A 17,479-nucleotide genomic window follows, 5' to 3' on the forward strand; every position below is an offset into this window, starting at 1 on the left:
CAACCAAACCGGCATCGTAATGCGGTGTTGTCATTGCGCCAGCATTCCATCATCCGGCATTGAGTGAATATCACGCACAACATCCGTAAGCGGCGTGGTTACATCTTTGCTTTCCGCCGTCAGTTTTTCCGTTTCCGCTTTCAACTTGGCGGTGGCCGCCTTGATGCGGTAGGTGTCGGCAGTCAGCCGGGGAACATTCACCGCATCAAGCTGCAATTTACTCAGGCTGTTTTCCAGCGATTCGATACGGGCAATGTTGCGATCAAGCCCCTGCTCGGCTTTGAGCATTTTGTCATACAGATCGATACGGGTTTCAACGTCCGGCGCGTTCTGTAAATCCTCCATTATTTTGTTCAACGTCTTGGTGACAGACAGTGCGCGGGCGCGGGTGAAAATTAGTTCGTCGCGCAGATCGGATTCTTTGGCGGCGTCGAAAAGTTCGTCGGCGTGGAGGTATTGGGCGTAGGCGCCGTGCTTTGTAGCGTATTGATGACCTTTCACAAACGGGCTGACAACATTGGGATTGCCGGGGTTGCCTTCCGTGAAGCGCCCTTTTTCATCCCGCCCGTTTAATCCCGCTTCTGGCCTTGAGGCGTCGGCACCGTCGTCGAACGCGTCCGTCGATTCATCTTCATCGTCCCGTTGTACATTCCCGCCTTTTGCGCATTTCTGCGCACTTTTACCTTTCTGCGCACTGTGCGCAGTTTTGCGCACTTTCTTCTGCGCAGAACGGGGCTTGATGTACCGACGTGCCGACTGATAGTTAAGACCATGTTCCTCACACCACTGTTGGGCGGTGATACCAGTCTCCGCATTATCAGCCAGAAAAGCTGCCAGCAATGCATCCCAATCGTGTTTTGCCATAACGTCCTACTGAATAAACATTATCGAACCACCTCTGGGAAGTGGCTCTGTAATGCCTTACTCCGAGCATTCCGGTTGAGGTTCGAACGCCAAGTCGATATTCCCTTTGCGGCTGCCAAAATTTCTAATGTGCTGGCCACCAACCGACCGCGCTCATCTCTGCGAGCAGCAGACATTAGGGCGCTGGATATTAGTTCGCGTTGTCTCATGCAAATCCTCAGTTAATGATTTGCACATACTGTATATAAACACAGCAACAGGAGCATCTCTACTTTAGTCCAGCTATTGCAATGCTCGGTTTGATTCCTCAGCCCCTCTTATGCCAGCCAATTGTGTGTTTGCTTGTTCAATGGCAGTCAGTAACGGGTCAATCCAATAAACCGCCTGCCCATACGTCAATCGGCAGTCGGAGGCAACGGCACCAGAACCGGCTGTGTCAGTTCCGCCGGCAGTGGCGTGCATTGCGCTGGCACGTAAACGGTGCGCGTAGTCGAGCAACCGACCAGCGACATCATCAGGCACGCACTGGCGGCCAGCCGGGTCTTTCTTGATGATCGTCCGGTAGATAATTTGTTTTTCATCGGATTGACCTTTGATGTTGATTGCGTACTGATTGGCTTGCCTTGCGATTTCGTTATAGCGCTGAAACTGGAACGCCTGTCCTGCGATGATCGACTGCTGACTGGCGCTGACATCATCGGCTTGGGCTTTATCGCGCTCCGCAATATCCGCATCCCAGCGCAATCCCTGCACATACCACCCGGCGCCGAACGCAGCCGCCAGCGCGCCGCCGATCAGCAGCAGCTTAGTTTTCGTGGATAGCATGGTTTACCTGTTAAAAAGTGAAGGGATTGATGATGGCGAGTGATTCAGATTTTGCGTAGCGTTATCAAATCACGGTTAATTTGAACATTTAATAACCAAACCGGAACGATATTCAAAAGTTTAAGCAAAGTGCCTTTTCTTTCTCGCGCCGAGTAACCAGTCCCGCCAGGATTTCTTTTCCTGCATAAATCCATCGCGGCAATTGATTGCAGGCCGCCGTGTACGCCTGGTTAATCAAGTGGCGATACATCGTAGACCTAAGAAATTTCGTGCATCCGACATTAAAAATAAAACTCCCAATCCCATCGAATACACCTTGCGGCAATTGCTTTCCCAGCTTTCGCTCTACATTGGCCTCAATACAGTTCTGTGCATCCAGTTGATCTTCAGCAAACCACTGCGCGATTTGCTGATCGCTGGCCTGAGCAACCATACCCGAACCTTTCCCTGTGTGGCCGATGCCTTGCGTAACGATTTTTGCCGGACACAAATACGGATCCCGACGGCAACCTTCGGCATTGCCCATCACTTCCATTGCAGCCTGGCTGAAGCGTAAGCTGTTTCCGGTCGCAGATTTATACTGTTCAGCGTTGTTCAGTACAATGCCAATAATCACGCTAACGGAACAGACAATGGCAGCCGCGATTTTACGTTCAGCCATTCTTATTCCCCAGCCTTCAGATTAAATTCCTTGCGTTTGTAGTACCAATTCAACGCAAACGTACCGATGGTGCATACCATGCCGACGATGATTGCCCAATCACTCAGCGTTAATACTGAAATAGCGTCAAATAACTGCCACGATGGTTGATTAGTTACCGATGAATATGCCTTTTCTGATACGCCTGCGCCCGTTAAAGCGGTCCCGGTTCCATATGACAACTTGCTATATATCGAGCTCATTCGCCTCATAGCCTCACCCCCGATTGTTCGGATGGCGCTGTGGTAGGAAATAAAAAAACCTGCTGGGCGAACCATGCAGGCTTGAGGACTGACCAATAAAAAACCGGAGCAGCTTTTAAGGCATACTCCGGTATCTTTGGGGAATTTAGCGCGTATAGAGATTCAGGTCAATTGGGTTTATATCACGTCTTCTATTTCATTATGAATTTGATTGCTCAGAACATTAGCCGCTTGGGATTCTTCGATATACAACCATCGCATACACCGCTTCACCAGATCCAGATACTCCGACCATTCGCCCGCCGGTATCACAGCCCCTGTGATAGCCATAGATTTTCGCAGATGCTCAAACGTTGCCGTAATCCGGCCATGTCCGCCACATTCATTACACAACACAACGGCTGGCCGTAACGTTTTCCCAGTGCCGTTACAGCGTGGACAAACATTGCTCTGCGCAGCCTGATGCTCAGACCATGTGCGTAATACCGCACGCTCGACTTCAACTCTTGCTAATAATTGATCTATCTGCTGGCCGATACGTTGATACTCATCATCGCTGACACGATCCCGACCGCGCAGCTTTTCCAGTTGCTTGATTTCAGCCTGAAGCGCATCGGTATTCTTACGTGTTTGTGATGATCGGATGCCATATCTGCGCAGTAACTTAGCAATGTGGTCGATTTGCGCAGGTAAATTCCGCTCCAGCACCATGCTTAACGCAAGTTGGCAGGCGGTGATCGCCAATTCTGGATGAGGCCGGGCATTTACCCAATTTGTAATAGCAGCCCGAATACGCTGTTCTGCATGGCTATCGTGCCGATACTTTGCCATCAGTAGATCGAAACCAACAGAATGATGGTGTTGTGCTGCGGCGAACGCCCCCAATATCTGCTCTTTGGTGAGGATTGCACGTCCGCGCCCCACATTCAGTGATTCAATGCTCATGCAGCGCGGATCGTGCATTTTGACAAGTTGTTCTATGGCTATGGTCATTTGGTCAGTCCCGGCGATGGTCATGGGACTGATTCTATGTAGTTGCCCCCTATATTGCAAAAACCGCAACGATCATTCTAACCATATCATTTATTGCAAAAATGCCCCATCACACCCGCACCAACCTCTCTCGACTCACTTTACCTTCAACAAATCCCGTCGGCTGGTAACCGAGGTCGGTAGCAATGCCGTTGGCGATGGACCGAAACGTATTCCCACGCCCTTTCAATTCAACACAACCGCCGAAAACGGTATCGTAGACACGCACCTGCACCAGGTAACGATATTCATCGGTCGCTGGAAGGTCCGACAAATTAACTGAGGGACTGTGATTAGCATGTTGGTCGCTGGATCTCTGGCTGATTTTTTCAACCTCACGATCCAGAACATCCAACACCCATTTGCGGAATTCTTTGGCTACCGGTGTGCGGGCGAACATGGCGATCAGGTGGGCACCACGTAGGGAGAAGATGCGTGCTGTTTTTTGGAGGTTTCCCGAGACCGTCAATTTGACCGTCTCGGACATCTGTGGTGAAAACTCGTCGCTATTGCGTGCATAGACGCGGCTAATGGCGTTGTCGTTTTTGTATCCCAACGCATGGGCGATGTCGGCAGCAGAAAGCCAAGTTTGGTTATTGCGAATGATGACGTCGAATTGATGATCGTGGAATGTGAGTTGATCAGCCATGATAACCTCCTGATATGTTTTCAGTTTGCGGCCATCAGTTAGTAGCTGGTGGCCGGGTGTCAACTAGAGCCATATCAGAAGCTCCGGGCATATTTCCCTTGCGGGTATTGTATTACGCCTCTCCACCCGGCCTTTGGGTGCGATTATGCCGAATTGCAGGCATAAAAAAGCCGCAAAGCTATCGGGTGCGGGTGACCGCTGATATGTTCTAGTGCAGTCACTATGCGATAGCTGGTGCGGCGTTGTCAAGGTTGTGGGTACTACTTCTTGTTCTTGCACGGAAAAGCCTGAGACAACGCCAGCACCGACAGATCCAAGGCTGATTTGCTCCGGCTTTCTGGGTGACTCATCACATACTTTCCAACGACATCACTCACTTGACTAACAGTAAAATTCCCGGTTGACGGGATACAAAAAAGATACCCATTACCAAACTCGAACACACCAGCCACGTACCCTATAAGTTGGCGCCTATTAAGATAGTCACTGTCAGTTGCCGTTCCTAATACGACTCTATTGTGGGATTCTGCCCACTGATTTAATTCGTTTCCGTCATAGAACCCAGCACCAGCCGAAAAAGACATTCCCAGCAGCCCCACCAGCAATAACCTTTTCATACCATCCCCAGAGAAGAGAAATAATCCTCAAGATACACCGGGTTACGGCATGAAATCCACATCAAGACAGGTATTCCTCTATCTCCGCCCGCGCCGCATCAAATCCATAACAGATCTCGGCTCGGTAGCCAGCAGAACGCATCAATTCTTGCCACTCCAATTGTCCGGGCGTGGGCTTGCCGCCAGCGGCTTTCATTTCAATCCATAGTCCGGCATACCCGCCGCACGGCAGCGCCAGCAACAAATCGCTGACGCCAGCACGCATGCCCAACCGTTTAGCGTCAGCCGCCGCCTTCGGCCCGCGCTTTCCTTCATTGGGGATATGAATCAGGTAGCGCCCCGGACGGATGCCGTTGACTGTGGCCATAGCCGCCCATTTAATCAGCGCCGCCTGCTCTTCCAGTTCCGGCTGATGGTAAACCTTTCGTGTCCTGCCGCCGCGCATTTCCAGTTTTGCCCGCGTTCCTATGGCATCCAGCGCGTCGATTGAATTACGCAAACTTGCCTCCTTTCGCCGCCAGCATCTCTTCTTCGAACCAGATACGCCAGGTAGCATGCAGCGCGGCCAGATAAGTTTCCTCCTTTTCGCCGGGGCGCCAGTCATACGGCACACGTCCGTCGATCACGTCGTGGCACGCGGAGCACCCAAACACGGCAAAGAAATCATCTGACTTATACGCCATTCCGTGCGTTGTACTGGGCAGATGGCACAATACGGTGGTTTCCCGGTGGCAATTACAGACGCCAGGGATCTGGAGGGTACAAACGCGACTGCGCGCTGAGTCGCACAGGATCTTCGCACGATAGGCCGGTGATTTAAGCATCGTTCTTCCCTTTAATAGCTTCAATATCACCCACCCGCTTCAACACAAATTGCAGCTCCTGATTAGCAGAGTGAATCTGCCCATTAATCTCAGCGAGCCGATTCTGAGCATTTCGCACTCGCCCTTTGCAATTAGCCTCTTCGCGCTTCAACTTCTCCAGCCCCTCTCGGTGCGATTTAATTTCCATTCGCAGCGAACGCAATTCCCATTCAACTTTTGTTTCCTGCTTCGCCAGCGCCAGCAGATGATCGAACGGCTCCAGCACTGCGCCGCACAGACGACATTTCACCGAACGTTCATGTTCAGAGACGATAACCCGCTCATGCCGGCACGTTCTCCCCTCCGGCTTCGGCGCCTCAACAAAATTCCGCATTTCTTTGATGTCGGCGTTGTCATCAAAGCGTTTGGTAAACTGCAAAACGTTGTCGCTGTCGTCTGGAAAATCCACATTATCGGTCATTGGTCAGCCCTCAAAAATTCATCAACTGGTTAACGGCGTTTTCCATTTCTGCTTCATCAGAGAAATACTGGCTTAACGTCTCATTCCAGATAACGCCGAAAACGCCACGGTAAACCTTGCCGAACTTTTCTTGCCCCATGTTGGCAAACGCGATACTCCAACGCTGTTTCAACGTGCCGCCGTCTGGGTTCGGAGCCAGATCGTAAAATCCGGCTTTGATCATGACGTGGTTTAGATAAGCGTCTTCGGTTTTCACTGCTTCAGCATCAAAGCGTAGCTGGCGCTGTGCAGTAACTTCCCCCAATACCTCATTGGCAATCTCTTTGGTCACATTGTTATACAAAGAGTCATCACCGGCGGCCTGCGCCAATCTTTGGGCTACCTTATGGGCAATCCACTCTTCCGATCTGCTGACAAACGACCATGCAGGCTCCCAATAGGCAAAACCTAGCTCGAGCAATTTCCAGAATTTGCGGTGATGTTTAATGTTGCGCCGGTCGCCGAGAGGCGTTAGTGAGATGGGAGTGCCAATTGGCACCCCTTTCATTACTTCGCGGTCATGATCGGTACAATATTTAATGCCGCCGCCAGGCAGCAGCACGCCCAGCGCTTCGGTTTTGTGCTTTTTCGGGGATTTGCTGCGAGTTGCGGTGGTCATGATTCCTCCCCAGTCCTGCACTTTTCGAACCAGAAAACGACAGGGGCGCCAGTCGGCTTAACAAGACCAAATATCTCAGCGGTTCGATAGCTACGCGATGCCCTGCGAGTCACATCAACCTGTGTTGCTATCCGTTCCCTGAATAACTCCACCGAGCAACTTGCTTTGTACAGATTGCATGGAATGCAGGCGGGATAAAGATTTTCCAACGTGTTATTTTCCGGTCTTTCCATCGCGTAATTTTTGCTGATATTTCGCAATACTGGTTCGACGTGATCGACATGAAAACGACCAGTTAAAGATTCCCCGCAGTAAGCACAGTGTCCACCAAACTTCATACGCACGAATTCACGCTGTTTTTTTGTGAGTTTCATGCAGCCACCTCCTGCCGTTCTACACACAGTTCCGGCAAATTAGCCCGTACCAGCGCTTCGGCAAACGGTGGCGGCACAGCATTACCACAACGTGCCACCTGCTTATCTTTCGCGTATTTCACTCCCCGATAATCCTGATCGATAATGTACCAATCGGGGAACCCCTGGGCGGCATACAGTTCATGCGGTTGCAACATGCGCATGCCGATATCCACTATTTGATAATCAATACCCTCGACAGTAACCAGGCCAAAGCGATCGCGACTGGTGACAGTGTGCAGCGGATCATCGATGTTTAGCCCTTCCTTCTCGTTGCCGTAATACTTAAGCAAAAAAGCGCGTACTTCCCCAATGTGCAGACCTCCGGCGGTAATAGTCGGCATTGGCTCAGTTACGGGTTGTCCGTCTTTGCATGTGCCACGAAACTTAACCAAATGAGACGACACCAGAGCATGATGATTACCTGTTGTAACCGTAAGAGTAGGTGCGTCGACTGCGCCACCCGGATGCCCGGTATTATTCACCAATAGATGGGCCGCGACGACAGCATGATGATCGGTCGTCGTAACAGTATGTGTTGGCTTATCTAGAGGTACGCCGGGGCCGATATAGTTCCCGCCAAAGTGTTTCGCTAAAAACGCAGAAACCAGTTGGCTTTTTCCGCCAGCGCCCGCAGTGATCGTCCCGTTTGGCTCGTCGACACCGTGGGCTACACTGTTTCCGAACTGGCGGGCAATAACCGGGGCCACCAATAAATGTTCATTTTTACTGGTGATAGTCGTCAGCGGATCCTGCGCGTCGTATGCCATGCGGTCGCCGCCAAAACCTGTCTGACCGATTCGCGCAATAACTGGCGCGATAAGACAGGAATGATTGGTATTGCAGAGCGTATGCATCGGCTGTTCGACCGAACGCGGTTTGGCTGAATACTTTGGCCCACCAGCGCCAGCAATGAACGGTGCCAGTTTCGCTTCAACCATACCCAGAGCGTGGCCGTTCCCACCAGGACGATTGGACGAACCAGCAGTAACTGTTGGCATGGGGTTCGCCACTTCTTGCCCGGTCGCACCAGTACGGAATTTCGTTAAATGAGGTGTAACAACAGCAAAGCCATGCGTACGGGTAATCGTCTGCAATGGTTCATCCAGCGGCTGGCCGCGAAAGCAATCGTATTTCGTCTGATTGCTGGTGTGGTTGCACTTCACAATAAACGGCGTCGGGTTATCGAGCACGAATCGCTGAATACCGCGGGCGATACGCTTCAATGTATTTTCCGCCAGCGGGCGTTTGCGCTCGAAAATCGACGGGCAAGGAATTGACCAATCGATACACTCCGCCGCAGTTCGCCACGGTTTCAACTTACCCGCCTGCACTGCTGGGGATTTTGGATCGCCATGCGTTGCCTCCGGCCATGTAACCGGATTACCGTCGCAACGCATCACCATAAAAAAGCGTTTGCGAATCGTCGGTGCGCCGTAGTCGCAGGATCGCAGTTCGCGATAATCGACGTAATACCCCAACCCGCGCACCAACTCCTGAGCCTGTTCGCTGCTGGGTGCGATCTCCAGAAACTCGCACACCTCGGCCAGCGCCGGGTGATCCGCCTGAATGCCACTCGACAGTATACCGACGAATGCCGCGAACGTTTCCCCGGCGCGCGCCGGATCCGGACGTTGTGTGCCATCGGCATCGGTCAGTAGCGGCCCCCAGGTCTTAAACTCTTCAACGTTCTCAAGCATCATCACTCGCGGGCGGGTAGCCAGCGCCCAACGCAGAACGATCCACGCCAGCCCGCGAATTTCTTTTTTAACGGGCTTCGAGCCTTTGGCCTTTGAGAAATGTCGGCAGTCAGGCGAAAACCACGCCAACCCCACCGGTTTCCCTGCGCTGGCAGCGATCGGATCGATATCGAAAACACTCTCGCAGTAATGCAATGTGTCCGGGTGGTTCGTGCTATGCATGGCGATCGCGTTCGGATCATGGTTAATCGCAATATCCACGCTACGCCCGATCGCCATCTCAATGCCCGTTGAAGCCCCGCCGCCGCCGGCAAAATTATCGACGATGATTTCCCTCATGATGCCGCTCCTTCTTCTGCGGTTACGAACGAGCCCATTTTCTCAGTCAGGGAAGTGGCGATAGTGATAATCTCTGAATCCAGTACCCTATCCAGGCGCAATCGGTTGATGTGGTTGCGGAGTTTGTTTTGCAGTCTTGCGGACAACATTTCCGTTGCCGGGATCTGCTCGAACAAAAAATTGACTTCAGACGGCCAGACGGTGTTGCCGGTGTCCGGCACTGGAATAATTTCTGGAATATTTTGGGGTTGGTTTCGTTGCACCAGCCGGGCAGCCTCACGGCGAATCTGCGCCAGAAATGCCTCTCCCTGCGCCAGCAACCGATCGCGCTCAACATACGCCATTGCCGAGCCGCGCCATGTCTTGTCGAACACGGCAATCGCTGCGGCGAATCCGGCAGAACTGGCAATCTGTTTTGCGTCTTTCGGGATAAACCATGCTGGTAGTTCGAACCCGATGCGCCCACGAATGAACGCGATATGATCCGCCTGCTCCGGCCACCACACTTCGGACGTAGCCGCTTTGATGAGAAACACGTACCGCCCGCCGCGCTCCCGCTGCTGGGCTGCGTAGTCCATGATGTGCCGCATGCCGGTGATATACTGACCATCGTGCTGACTGGCACGGCTGTACGGAGGATTAGCGAATGCCGCACCGTTCAAATTAGCCAGACGCGCGGACCAGTCCTGAGCCAGCGCATTATCACGCGCCGTGTAATAGGACTGGCATTTTGCATTGTCCGGTTCCGAGAACAGATCCAGCACAAGCGGACCAAAAGCAGCGTTAATACCCCAGAACAATGCATCGGGCGTCTGCCACTGATCGCCAACGTGCTTCAGTTCGTGATCCGGCTGACGTTTGTAGCTGTCCAACGCCAGAACGTATTCAGACTGTGAAAAGTCGGTCATTCCACACCCTCCCCGGCCAACACTTTACGAATGCCGTCCTGCTCGGGCGCGGAGATTACGCCTTCACTCTCCAGTGCTTCGATAAGTCTGGCCGCTCGGTTGTAACCGATACGGAAATGGCGTTGTAGCTGGGAAATTGAGGCTTCTGTTTTGCCTGCGAGAAATTTAACAACATCAGCATAGAGCGGGTCTTTATCCAGATCGTCGCTATCGGCGGTAATAACCGTCATCGCATCACTACGTTTAGACTCCCCGCCCAGCGCCACCACCAGTTCACGGAGCAGCGCGGCCAGTTCCCCGGTCAGCAGCACAAAATCAGCATCGAAACGTGCGACTTCATCTTCGCGATCGATATCGTCATTCTGCTCCCGCAGCACATCGGAAAATTTCAGCTTTTTCAGGCTACCGTCATCGCCCAAAACGAACGAGATCCGCTCCCGCCACTCCAGCTCCAACTTGGTGACCAGCTTTCCGGCACGGATGTGATTGGTAATTTCGTCAGCGGTCAGATCTTGGTGTTTGCTGCGCAGTACGCCGCCCTCTTCCAGAACCCCTTTCAATTCAGCCTCATCCTGTAACGCAAACCCAACTGGTGCGGCGCCGTTTCGTACCCACTCGGTCAGCGTCAGCTCGATCGGCGTATCCAGTGTCAACGGCACCACCGGCAACGAGCCGAGGCTTTTACGCAGCAGCGCCAGCGCGTCTTCGGCTTTTTTGCCGCTGGCGGCATCCACAACGATTAACCCGGCCCCTGAGTTAATCCAGACGTTGGTGGTATGGTACTTACTGAACGCCCGCGGCAGCAGCGTCTGAATAACTTCGTCTTTCAGCGCGTCTTTTTCCGTCTTTTTCATACGACGACGCTGTTCGGCTTCCAGCTTTTCCACTTTGGCCGCCATCTCGCGCGCAATCACCGGCGTTGGCAAAATTTTCTCTTCACGCTGCAACGTGAGAAGAATCTGCCTGTTAGCCTGGTATGCCAGCACATCAAGCAGCGGATCTATCGGCGAAACCCAGCCGGTTTTTGCCCGGTCATGGCTGCCGCATGGCGTGAATGCGAACGCCGTCAACTTCTGTTCCAGATCAACCCAGTCCAGCTCTCGCGACAGGCGATAAATCAGTGCATTTTTGAAAGTGATGCTCATTGGTCAGTCCTCATGTGGTCGTTATATTTTTCCGGGCATTACGCTGCCGGAGCGCGTCTAACCAGGCTTTGCCTTTTGCCTCGGTCTCAGGCGTGGACAAGCCCTTTTCTGCCACCGTTGGCGGTGGACGTTTTAAGTTTGGGATCTGCACTTTGGGTGCCGGGATTGGCTGCCCAGATAAAATTTTCTTACCCCATTTGCTCAACTGCCGTTCTGCGAACTTCAGCAATTCGCCGTCGGTGTGGTTGTACTGATACATCGCCTGCCGCATGTCGGTGACGATCCAGTACATAACCGGATGGCTCCACGGAAACTCCTCGGCGGACGAGAATTGCCCGCGATTTTTGCTGTAACGCCGAAACTCCGCCATCACGTCTTCTGCGCTAGGCAATCCGGCGAGTTGGGTCGCCCCCTCCCTGCACCAGACAACAAACTGGCCTGGCGATGGCAGGAACGGAGACTCACTTATCCTGGCCCGTTGCAAGCCCACGTCGATCACCAACTTCGAATTGATGCCGTTTTCCGCGAATGCGCGCGTCCACTGCTGGCGTAACTCATCAAGTTCTGCCTGCGTTTTGATGTGAGCGCTGATCGCTGGGAAAATTACCCGTAACTGGCGAAACAGGTTGTTAAACAGGCTTCGAACATTGTCGTCCGGTTCAAAGCAGATCGCCGGTTGCACAGGGGATGACATGCTGGCCAGCGCGGCGCCGTTGTGGGCATCGATGTGTTTTTTCAATGACCGGAGAGATTTCATATCAGCCCCCCTAACCCATCAGCCCAATCGGTGTTATCCCAATCCAGTGTCTCGCGCTGCGGTTTGCCGCCCCGACTTTGCTGCTGGGCTTTCAGCGTTCCCCACTGCTTGCGCAGTTTCTTTGGGCTTAGGATGTTGCTGCCCCAGAACGGATCAGCGTTGGCCCATCGGAACAATTCGCAGATCTCCCGGTGGTCGCGATTATCCTGTTCGCGCATTAGGCGGATCGTATTGGCCCACTCGGCCCAGTTGGGTGTTTTTGCCGATGCGTCCACCACTAGTATTTTTTTGTACATCCAGCGAACGGCTGTCAGGTCATCAGCGGTCCCCCATGACTTCCCGTTCGGGGTATACACCGATGCATCTGGGTGGCGACTTAGAAAACCATCAGGGGCTGATGCCGTTTCGTCGGTGTTGGTGAATTCGTCAGAATTCGGCAACGAAGAAGATCTTTTATTCTTGTTATTACCTTCTTGTTCATGGTGTGCGGTTATTTGTGCGGTCGTATGTGCGGCTATTTGTGCGGCACCACCACCGGAAGCCGCGCCATTACTGGCTTCGTCATGTGCGGTTATTTGTGCGGTCGTATGTGCGGTTATTTGTGCGGGTGAATTGTCTATTTTTTCGGCATATTCTGCGTAATTCAGGACTGTAATTACCCGCCCTTTCTTCTGCTCGCCTTCAATAGAAATCATCCCTTCCTTTACAAAAAAAGCCAACATACGCTCGACCGCATCGCGGCTGGTTGCCTTACCTTTCCTGTCACACAATGACAGCCCTAAATCCGCAGCCGTTGTCACCAGTTGACCGGACTGTAACTGCCATTCATGCCCTTTAAACTGCGCCGTATATGGCAGCCTGGCTGCGCTCATCAGAATATTTTCCCACAACGTGCGCAGGTAAACGTCTTTTGCCCATGGTTTTTTCATGATGCTCCGATACAGCGGGATGTAACCACTCTTCTGGTTTTTCATCCTGTTGCTCCCGACTTGCTCCCCGGTATAACGGACGGGGAATTGGATAACTTCTGCCGTGTTCATGGTCATTCCCCTTTCAGAGTTTCCGGCCTCAATGCCATCACCACCCTGCCGTTTTCACATAGCCAGACATCCGTGGGGAACATCACGGGATAACCGCCATGCAGTCGCGGATCAGTAATGCGTTCAGATGCCCGGCAGTAACGAAACGGCGTGACAGTTTTACCGACGTGATCGCCAGACATGACCCGACAAGGTTTCCAAGCGCGGATTTTTGATTTACGCATGGTCGTCTTTAACCTCAGTAACATATTGCTTTACGTAAGAAACCGGACGCGCACAGAGATACTCATAACCTGGACGCGTAAAAATCACGCGCTGCGTAGCCGGTTCATATCCAGTGACATGCACGATCACGCCGTTCTTGTCGCGAAATCGGCGATCAAGAGGTTTGATGTATTCCGTCATGTTGGGCCGCCTTTACTGTTTCTAAGAAGCTTTGCTGGCGGGAATAAAACGCGGTCACCGTGCCAGACAAAGCCCCTGTGATTGCCAAACGCCGGGTTTCATCCCCGGCAACACCCAGCTTCTCACCAACAATGCTGGATATCAGATCAACGCTCTGTGTCTGGTTCATCGCGTAGTCCCTCCCGGTGCCGGCGGCAACCAATCGGGGATCGGTAATCCAGCAGCTTTTAGCTCGGCATGGACGTGGGCCAGCATTTCCGGTGATTCGGCGAACATCGCCAGAAACCCCCGGATAGCGGCAGTATTGGTTTCAACTGCGGGATTGGATGACATGGCGCCGGCAACGCTTTTGATGGTTGCGGCTTCGCTTTCAGTCCAGCGGGTTTTGATCTGGTCTTCACGCACAACGTGAAACGGCAATCCAGCCTTACCCACTTTCTTGCGGGAAAGTAATTCTTTGCGAACGCCAGAAGCGATCGCGGCCCCTGCCGTTGGCCCGGCAGGTTGATGTATTGTGGTCATTGGTCAGTCCTTAGTTTTACTGTTCTTTTTGAGCATTACTCACCTGGTCAGGGTGAGGAAACAGGTGAGGTAAATCAGGGCGTAACTGATACCCTTTCACCACACCATTAGTTGCGTTAACAACTGCTTGTACATTTTCTGGCGCCACTTTCGCCTTGTTGTACAGCCACTTTTGTACGGCGGCCTGAGTCAGCCCACAGGCTTTACCCAGTTTCCGTTGTGATCCGACAACTGCAATAGCGGTTTTAATGACTTCGTTCATAAAACCTCCGTGAGTTCGACCACATATTACAACTATAGTTTTTGAAAAGTCAAAACCATATTCGTTTGATGAATGACAACCGAGGTTGTAGATTGAGAGAATGAAAACGACACTCGCAGAAAGACTTAAAAAAGCCAGAACGTCGCAGGGACTTAGCCAAAAAGCCCTTGGCGATATCATTGGCGTATCTCAGGCTGCCATACAAAAGATTGAAGTGGGTAAAGCCTCACAAACAACGAAAATTTTTGATCTTTCCACTGCCTTAAATATTCGCCCCGAATGGCTGGCAAGCGGTGAAGGACCGATGCGTGCAGAAGGTTCCACATCACAGCCAGAATCGTCCATTCCACCGGAGTCAGAATGGGGTACTGTGGCAGTTTGGGACAACACAACAGCATTATCAAAGGAAGAAGTAGAGGTGCCATTTTTAAAAGACATCGAATTTGCCTGCGGTGATGGAAGAATTCACAGTGAAGATCACAACGGATTCAAACTGAGGTTTTCCAAATCAACACTGCGGAAAGTTGGGGCCAATACTGACGGCTCTGGCGTTCTGTGCTTCCCCGCCACTGGCGACAGCATGGAACCTATCATTCCACATGGAACAACGGTTGCCGTTGATACGAATAACAAACGTATTATTGATGGCAAACTATACGCCATTGCTCAGGAAGGCGGCGGCAACGACAAGTTGAAGCGGATTAAGCAGATATACCGCAAGCCTGGAGGAAAACTGGTGATACACAGCTTCAACCGGGATGAAGATGAAGAAGCCTATGAATCAGAGGTTGAGATTATTGGGCGGGTGTTCTGGTATTCGGTGTTGTTGTAAATAGTAGAAAAAGATGAAGTATGATAACACCTAAAAGAAGTACATTAGAGGTAGGTATAAGTCAGTAAATTAATAATCTTTTATGCTCGCAGCGATGGGGCGCTAAATGCCTGAAAATGATATTTTTGTTGATGAGATAATTAGGCGTATCGAAGATTGCGCTACGCGGCCGTTCCTGTGTCGTTGTGATGATGGAAACCTCTATGTGGTCAAGGGATGGCCGGGCGTTCCAAACAATCAACTGATTGCTGAATGGGTTGCCGCTAACCTGGCAAAAAAACTTAATTTGTCCATACCGGATTTTTCTCTTGTCTATGTTAGCGCCGAGTTAACAGAATATGTTCCTGACTGGAAAAGCGATCTGGGTGAAGGCTACGCTTTTGGTATGCAATACATTGATGGAGTGTCGCCACTGACCTATCAGCAAGCCCATCATAATGTTGATTTGCAATCGCAAAAAGATATATATCTCTTTGATAGATGGATAGTTAATGCTGATAGAACCCTTACTCAGATGGGCGGCAATGTCAATATCATATTTGATTACTTAAAAAACAGACATTACCTTATTGACCATAACCTGGCCTTCGATCATCATCCAGGTGACGTCTTTGACTACCACGTCTACGGCCCTAAAAACAGAGAGTGGCACTATGACATAGTGGACAAACTGGAAGGTCTAGATAAGATTAGTGATTTTCAAGTAACTTTGGATGCAGCTATCAACACAATTCCTGAATATTGGATTACTGATGACACCAACGAATTTGTGGAATTGATGCGTAATCTCTTGTCCAGAGGAAGAGATAAGCAATTTTGGAGTGATCTCACATGACACCATGTTTGTATAGCATAGTACGCTATGCACCGTTTGCGGAAACTGAAGAGTTTGCCAATATCGGTGTGGTTTTGTGTGCGGTGAAGAAAAAAGAGCTATTTTTTTTGCTAACCCAAAGCAACGATTCTCGTATTAATGCCTTTTTTCGTGACGATACCATTTTCCCTTTGGCAAAAGATGCTATCAATCGAGAGTTGAAACTAGCTCAAACGCTAACGCCTACAATTAAAACGGTTGAGAATGTTTCTTACTTTTTTAATAACCTAACAGCAAAAAAAGAATCTATTTTTCACTTCAGTAGCGTCAGAAGTATTTTAACACGTGATCCGCAGCAGGAAGTAAAATTGCTCTATGATCGTTTTATCAATCACTGTGACTACAATAAAGAGCGCCGGGAAGAAATACTTACAAGGGAATTAAAAAATAGACTGAATTCTTATGATGAGCTAAAAAATATTTTTAAAAAAGAAGTGATTGGTGGTGATCTAACCCGATTTACGATGCCGTTCGTTGCCAAGAAAGATGAAGATATCCTGTGCGCCATCAAACCACTGGCTTTTGTTCAAAAAGAGCCAGGGAAAATGATGGAGCACTGCGACTCTTGGGTCGCCAGGGTTGTCAGAGCTGCGAATGAAAATTTGCTGAACTTATCGAACATACTGTTCACGATTGATGGACAAAAAAATCCAACAAATTCCGAGTCTAAAGCAATGGACGAGATACGCCGGACGTTTGATAGAAACAACATTATTCATCTTAAACACGATGATGAATCGGCTATCGTGTCTTTTGCAAAAGCTGCGTTGTAAGTAACCTCTTTACATCCCGCCCCGGCGGGATTTTTTACCTGATAAATCATCAGCTACTTTTCAAAATCGAAATCAACATCGACACCAAGTAAAGCCCATCCCACATTGAGAGTACCCCGATAATCAAGCAAAAAAGCGCGAGCATCCTCAGCAAAAGGGCCTTCACTCTACCGAATAGCTCCCGAGCAAGTCGCCAGAAACCAAACCCAATGTTTGTAGTGTAGAGCCCATAAAAGAAAGTCAGCCCTGCGGCAACACTTACCCCAAAGACACCACCAAAATTCAACATAAAGGCATAGTTGACTACAGCGAGAAGAAGCGCTGCCACAAGGTGTCCAAAGGTTGTACTTACCCCGTAATCTCCTCTCGATAATTTTAATAACCAATTGTTATTTTTAATATTTTTCGAACGTGAGGTCATCGTTTTTCTTCCTTAAACACTAATCCAATCAATCCATGTAGATAAATCTTATACCACCAATCAAAAGAAAAATAAATTACTTATAAAAACAACCACATATATAATTAAAACCAACAAAAACAACTTTGGTATTGACATTAAAAACAACTAAAGTTTTAATAAGCTCATCCCAACCGGGATCGCTCTTTAACAGTCAGGTTAAGTTTCACACATCAACGGTCCGCATGTACCGGTGAGACGGCTACGGCTAAACCAT

At 50.6% G+C, this 17,479-nt stretch carries 26 protein-coding genes and 1 pseudogene; 3 read left to right on the top strand and 24 right to left on the bottom strand.

Features of this window, described 5'->3' with window-relative positions; translation table 11 throughout:
- Positions 1-30 precede the first annotated feature (30 nt).
- The 23 genes and pseudogenes from BIY29_RS05665 to BIY29_RS05775 form a co-directional block, all read right to left on the bottom strand.
- Positions 31-864 (bottom strand): terminase, encoded by an 834-nt coding sequence (locus BIY29_RS05665; protein ID WP_121574177.1) that lies wholly within the window; start codon positions 862-864, stop codon positions 31-33.
- A 282-nt stretch (positions 865-1,146) separates the two neighbouring features.
- Positions 1,147-1,689, bottom strand: a complete 543-nt coding sequence (locus tag BIY29_RS05670) for a hypothetical protein (RefSeq protein ID WP_121574178.1) — start codon at positions 1,687-1,689, stop codon at positions 1,147-1,149.
- Positions 1,690-1,801: 112 nt separating this feature from the next.
- Positions 1,802-2,350 (bottom strand): lysozyme, encoded by a 549-nt coding sequence (locus BIY29_RS05675; RefSeq protein WP_121574179.1) that lies wholly within the window; start codon positions 2,348-2,350, stop codon positions 1,802-1,804.
- Positions 2,351-2,352: 2 nt separating this feature from the next.
- Positions 2,353-2,601: an HP1 family phage holin gene (locus BIY29_RS20910; protein ID WP_121574237.1), complete on the bottom strand. Its 249-nt coding sequence runs from the start codon at positions 2,599-2,601 to the stop codon at positions 2,353-2,355.
- A gap of 168 nt (positions 2,602-2,769) precedes the next feature.
- On the bottom strand, positions 2,770-3,585 hold the full coding sequence (locus BIY29_RS05685) for a TIGR02642 family protein (protein WP_121574180.1): 816 nt from the start codon (positions 3,583-3,585) through the stop codon (positions 2,770-2,772).
- 109 nt (positions 3,586-3,694) lie between these two features.
- A complete protein-coding gene (locus BIY29_RS05690; RefSeq protein ID WP_121574181.1) occupies positions 3,695-4,273 on the bottom strand; it encodes a BRO-N domain-containing protein in 579 nt (192 codons plus the stop codon).
- 260 nt (positions 4,274-4,533) lie between these two features.
- Positions 4,534-4,890, bottom strand: coding sequence for a Rap1a/Tai family immunity protein (locus BIY29_RS05700; RefSeq protein WP_121574182.1), 357 nt, complete (start codon positions 4,888-4,890; stop codon positions 4,534-4,536).
- A gap of 61 nt (positions 4,891-4,951) precedes the next feature.
- On the bottom strand, positions 4,952-5,389 hold the full coding sequence (locus BIY29_RS05705; RefSeq protein WP_121574183.1) for a VRR-NUC domain-containing protein: 438 nt from the start codon (positions 5,387-5,389) through the stop codon (positions 4,952-4,954).
- A complete protein-coding gene (locus tag BIY29_RS05710; protein WP_121574184.1) occupies positions 5,382-5,714 on the bottom strand; it encodes a nuclease domain-containing protein in 333 nt (110 codons plus the stop codon). The genes BIY29_RS05705 and BIY29_RS05710 overlap by 8 nt, the downstream gene beginning before the upstream one ends.
- Positions 5,707-6,174, bottom strand: a complete 468-nt coding sequence (locus tag BIY29_RS05715) for a hypothetical protein (protein WP_121574185.1) — start codon at positions 6,172-6,174, stop codon at positions 5,707-5,709. Before BIY29_RS05715 ends, BIY29_RS05710 begins: the two co-directional genes overlap by 8 nt.
- A gap of 10 nt (positions 6,175-6,184) precedes the next feature.
- Positions 6,185-6,832, bottom strand: a complete 648-nt coding sequence (locus tag BIY29_RS05720; protein ID WP_121574186.1) for a DUF1367 family protein — start codon at positions 6,830-6,832, stop codon at positions 6,185-6,187.
- The gene (locus BIY29_RS05725; RefSeq protein ID WP_121574187.1) at positions 6,829-7,206 is read right to left on the bottom strand and encodes an HNH endonuclease; all 378 of its coding nucleotides are present in this window, start codon (positions 7,204-7,206) and stop codon (positions 6,829-6,831) included. The genes BIY29_RS05720 and BIY29_RS05725 overlap by 4 nt, the downstream gene beginning before the upstream one ends.
- Positions 7,203-9,284, bottom strand: a complete 2,082-nt coding sequence (locus BIY29_RS05730) for a DNA cytosine methyltransferase (RefSeq protein ID WP_121574188.1) — start codon at positions 9,282-9,284, stop codon at positions 7,203-7,205. The genes BIY29_RS05725 and BIY29_RS05730 overlap by 4 nt, the downstream gene beginning before the upstream one ends.
- Positions 9,281-10,192, bottom strand: a complete 912-nt coding sequence (locus BIY29_RS05735) for a phage N-6-adenine-methyltransferase (RefSeq protein ID WP_121574189.1) — start codon at positions 10,190-10,192, stop codon at positions 9,281-9,283. The genes BIY29_RS05730 and BIY29_RS05735 overlap by 4 nt, the downstream gene beginning before the upstream one ends.
- Entirely contained in the window at positions 10,189-10,422 is a 234-nt protein-coding gene (locus BIY29_RS20520; RefSeq protein WP_240629987.1) for a DNA translocase FtsK, read from the bottom strand. The genes BIY29_RS05735 and BIY29_RS20520 overlap by 4 nt, the downstream gene beginning before the upstream one ends.
- Before the next feature lie 12 nt (positions 10,423-10,434).
- Positions 10,435-11,337 (bottom strand): annotated as a pseudogene (gene rdgC / locus BIY29_RS05740) (recombination-associated protein RdgC); the annotation flags it as partial.
- Between the two features lie 10 nt (positions 11,338-11,347).
- Positions 11,348-12,094, bottom strand: coding sequence for a replication protein P (locus tag BIY29_RS05745; protein WP_121574191.1), 747 nt, complete (start codon positions 12,092-12,094; stop codon positions 11,348-11,350).
- Positions 12,091-13,134, bottom strand: a complete 1,044-nt coding sequence (locus tag BIY29_RS05750) for a replication protein (protein WP_420808408.1) — start codon at positions 13,132-13,134, stop codon at positions 12,091-12,093. The genes BIY29_RS05745 and BIY29_RS05750 overlap by 4 nt, the downstream gene beginning before the upstream one ends.
- 2 nt (positions 13,135-13,136) lie before the next feature.
- On the bottom strand, positions 13,137-13,358 hold the full coding sequence (locus BIY29_RS05755) for a hypothetical protein (RefSeq protein WP_121574192.1): 222 nt from the start codon (positions 13,356-13,358) through the stop codon (positions 13,137-13,139).
- Positions 13,351-13,539: a DUF4222 domain-containing protein gene (locus tag BIY29_RS05760; protein ID WP_121574193.1), complete on the bottom strand. Its 189-nt coding sequence runs from the start codon at positions 13,537-13,539 to the stop codon at positions 13,351-13,353. Before BIY29_RS05760 ends, BIY29_RS05755 begins: the two co-directional genes overlap by 8 nt.
- Entirely contained in the window at positions 13,514-13,708 is a 195-nt protein-coding gene (locus tag BIY29_RS05765; protein ID WP_121574194.1) for a hypothetical protein, read from the bottom strand. Before BIY29_RS05765 ends, BIY29_RS05760 begins: the two co-directional genes overlap by 26 nt.
- Entirely contained in the window at positions 13,705-14,061 is a 357-nt protein-coding gene (locus BIY29_RS05770) for a hypothetical protein (RefSeq protein WP_121574195.1), read from the bottom strand. The genes BIY29_RS05765 and BIY29_RS05770 overlap by 4 nt, the downstream gene beginning before the upstream one ends.
- A gap of 16 nt (positions 14,062-14,077) precedes the next feature.
- A complete protein-coding gene (locus BIY29_RS05775) occupies positions 14,078-14,323 on the bottom strand; it encodes a transcriptional regulator (protein WP_121574196.1) in 246 nt (81 codons plus the stop codon).
- Between the two features lie 100 nt (positions 14,324-14,423).
- Here BIY29_RS05775 and BIY29_RS05780 point away from each other — a divergent pair, with 100 nt between their 5' ends.
- From BIY29_RS05780 to BIY29_RS05790, 3 genes are all read left to right on the top strand, one after another.
- Positions 14,424-15,155: an XRE family transcriptional regulator gene (locus BIY29_RS05780; protein ID WP_121574197.1), complete on the top strand. Its 732-nt coding sequence runs from the start codon at positions 14,424-14,426 to the stop codon at positions 15,153-15,155.
- A 106-nt stretch (positions 15,156-15,261) separates the two neighbouring features.
- On the top strand, positions 15,262-15,990 hold the full coding sequence (locus BIY29_RS05785) for a HipA family kinase (protein ID WP_121574198.1): 729 nt from the start codon (positions 15,262-15,264) through the stop codon (positions 15,988-15,990).
- Entirely contained in the window at positions 15,987-16,802 is an 816-nt protein-coding gene (locus BIY29_RS05790) for a DUF3037 domain-containing protein (protein WP_121574199.1), read from the top strand. The genes BIY29_RS05785 and BIY29_RS05790 overlap by 4 nt, the downstream gene beginning before the upstream one ends.
- 49 nt (positions 16,803-16,851) lie before the next feature.
- On the opposite strand, the gene BIY29_RS05795 is transcribed toward BIY29_RS05790, so the two are convergent.
- Entirely contained in the window at positions 16,852-17,223 is a 372-nt protein-coding gene (locus BIY29_RS05795) for a hypothetical protein (protein WP_121574200.1), read from the bottom strand.
- Between the last annotated feature and the right edge of the window lie 256 nt (positions 17,224-17,479).

This window comes from Brenneria alni (assembly GCF_003666245.1).
Taxonomy (GTDB): domain Bacteria; phylum Pseudomonadota; class Gammaproteobacteria; order Enterobacterales; family Enterobacteriaceae; genus Brenneria; species Brenneria alni.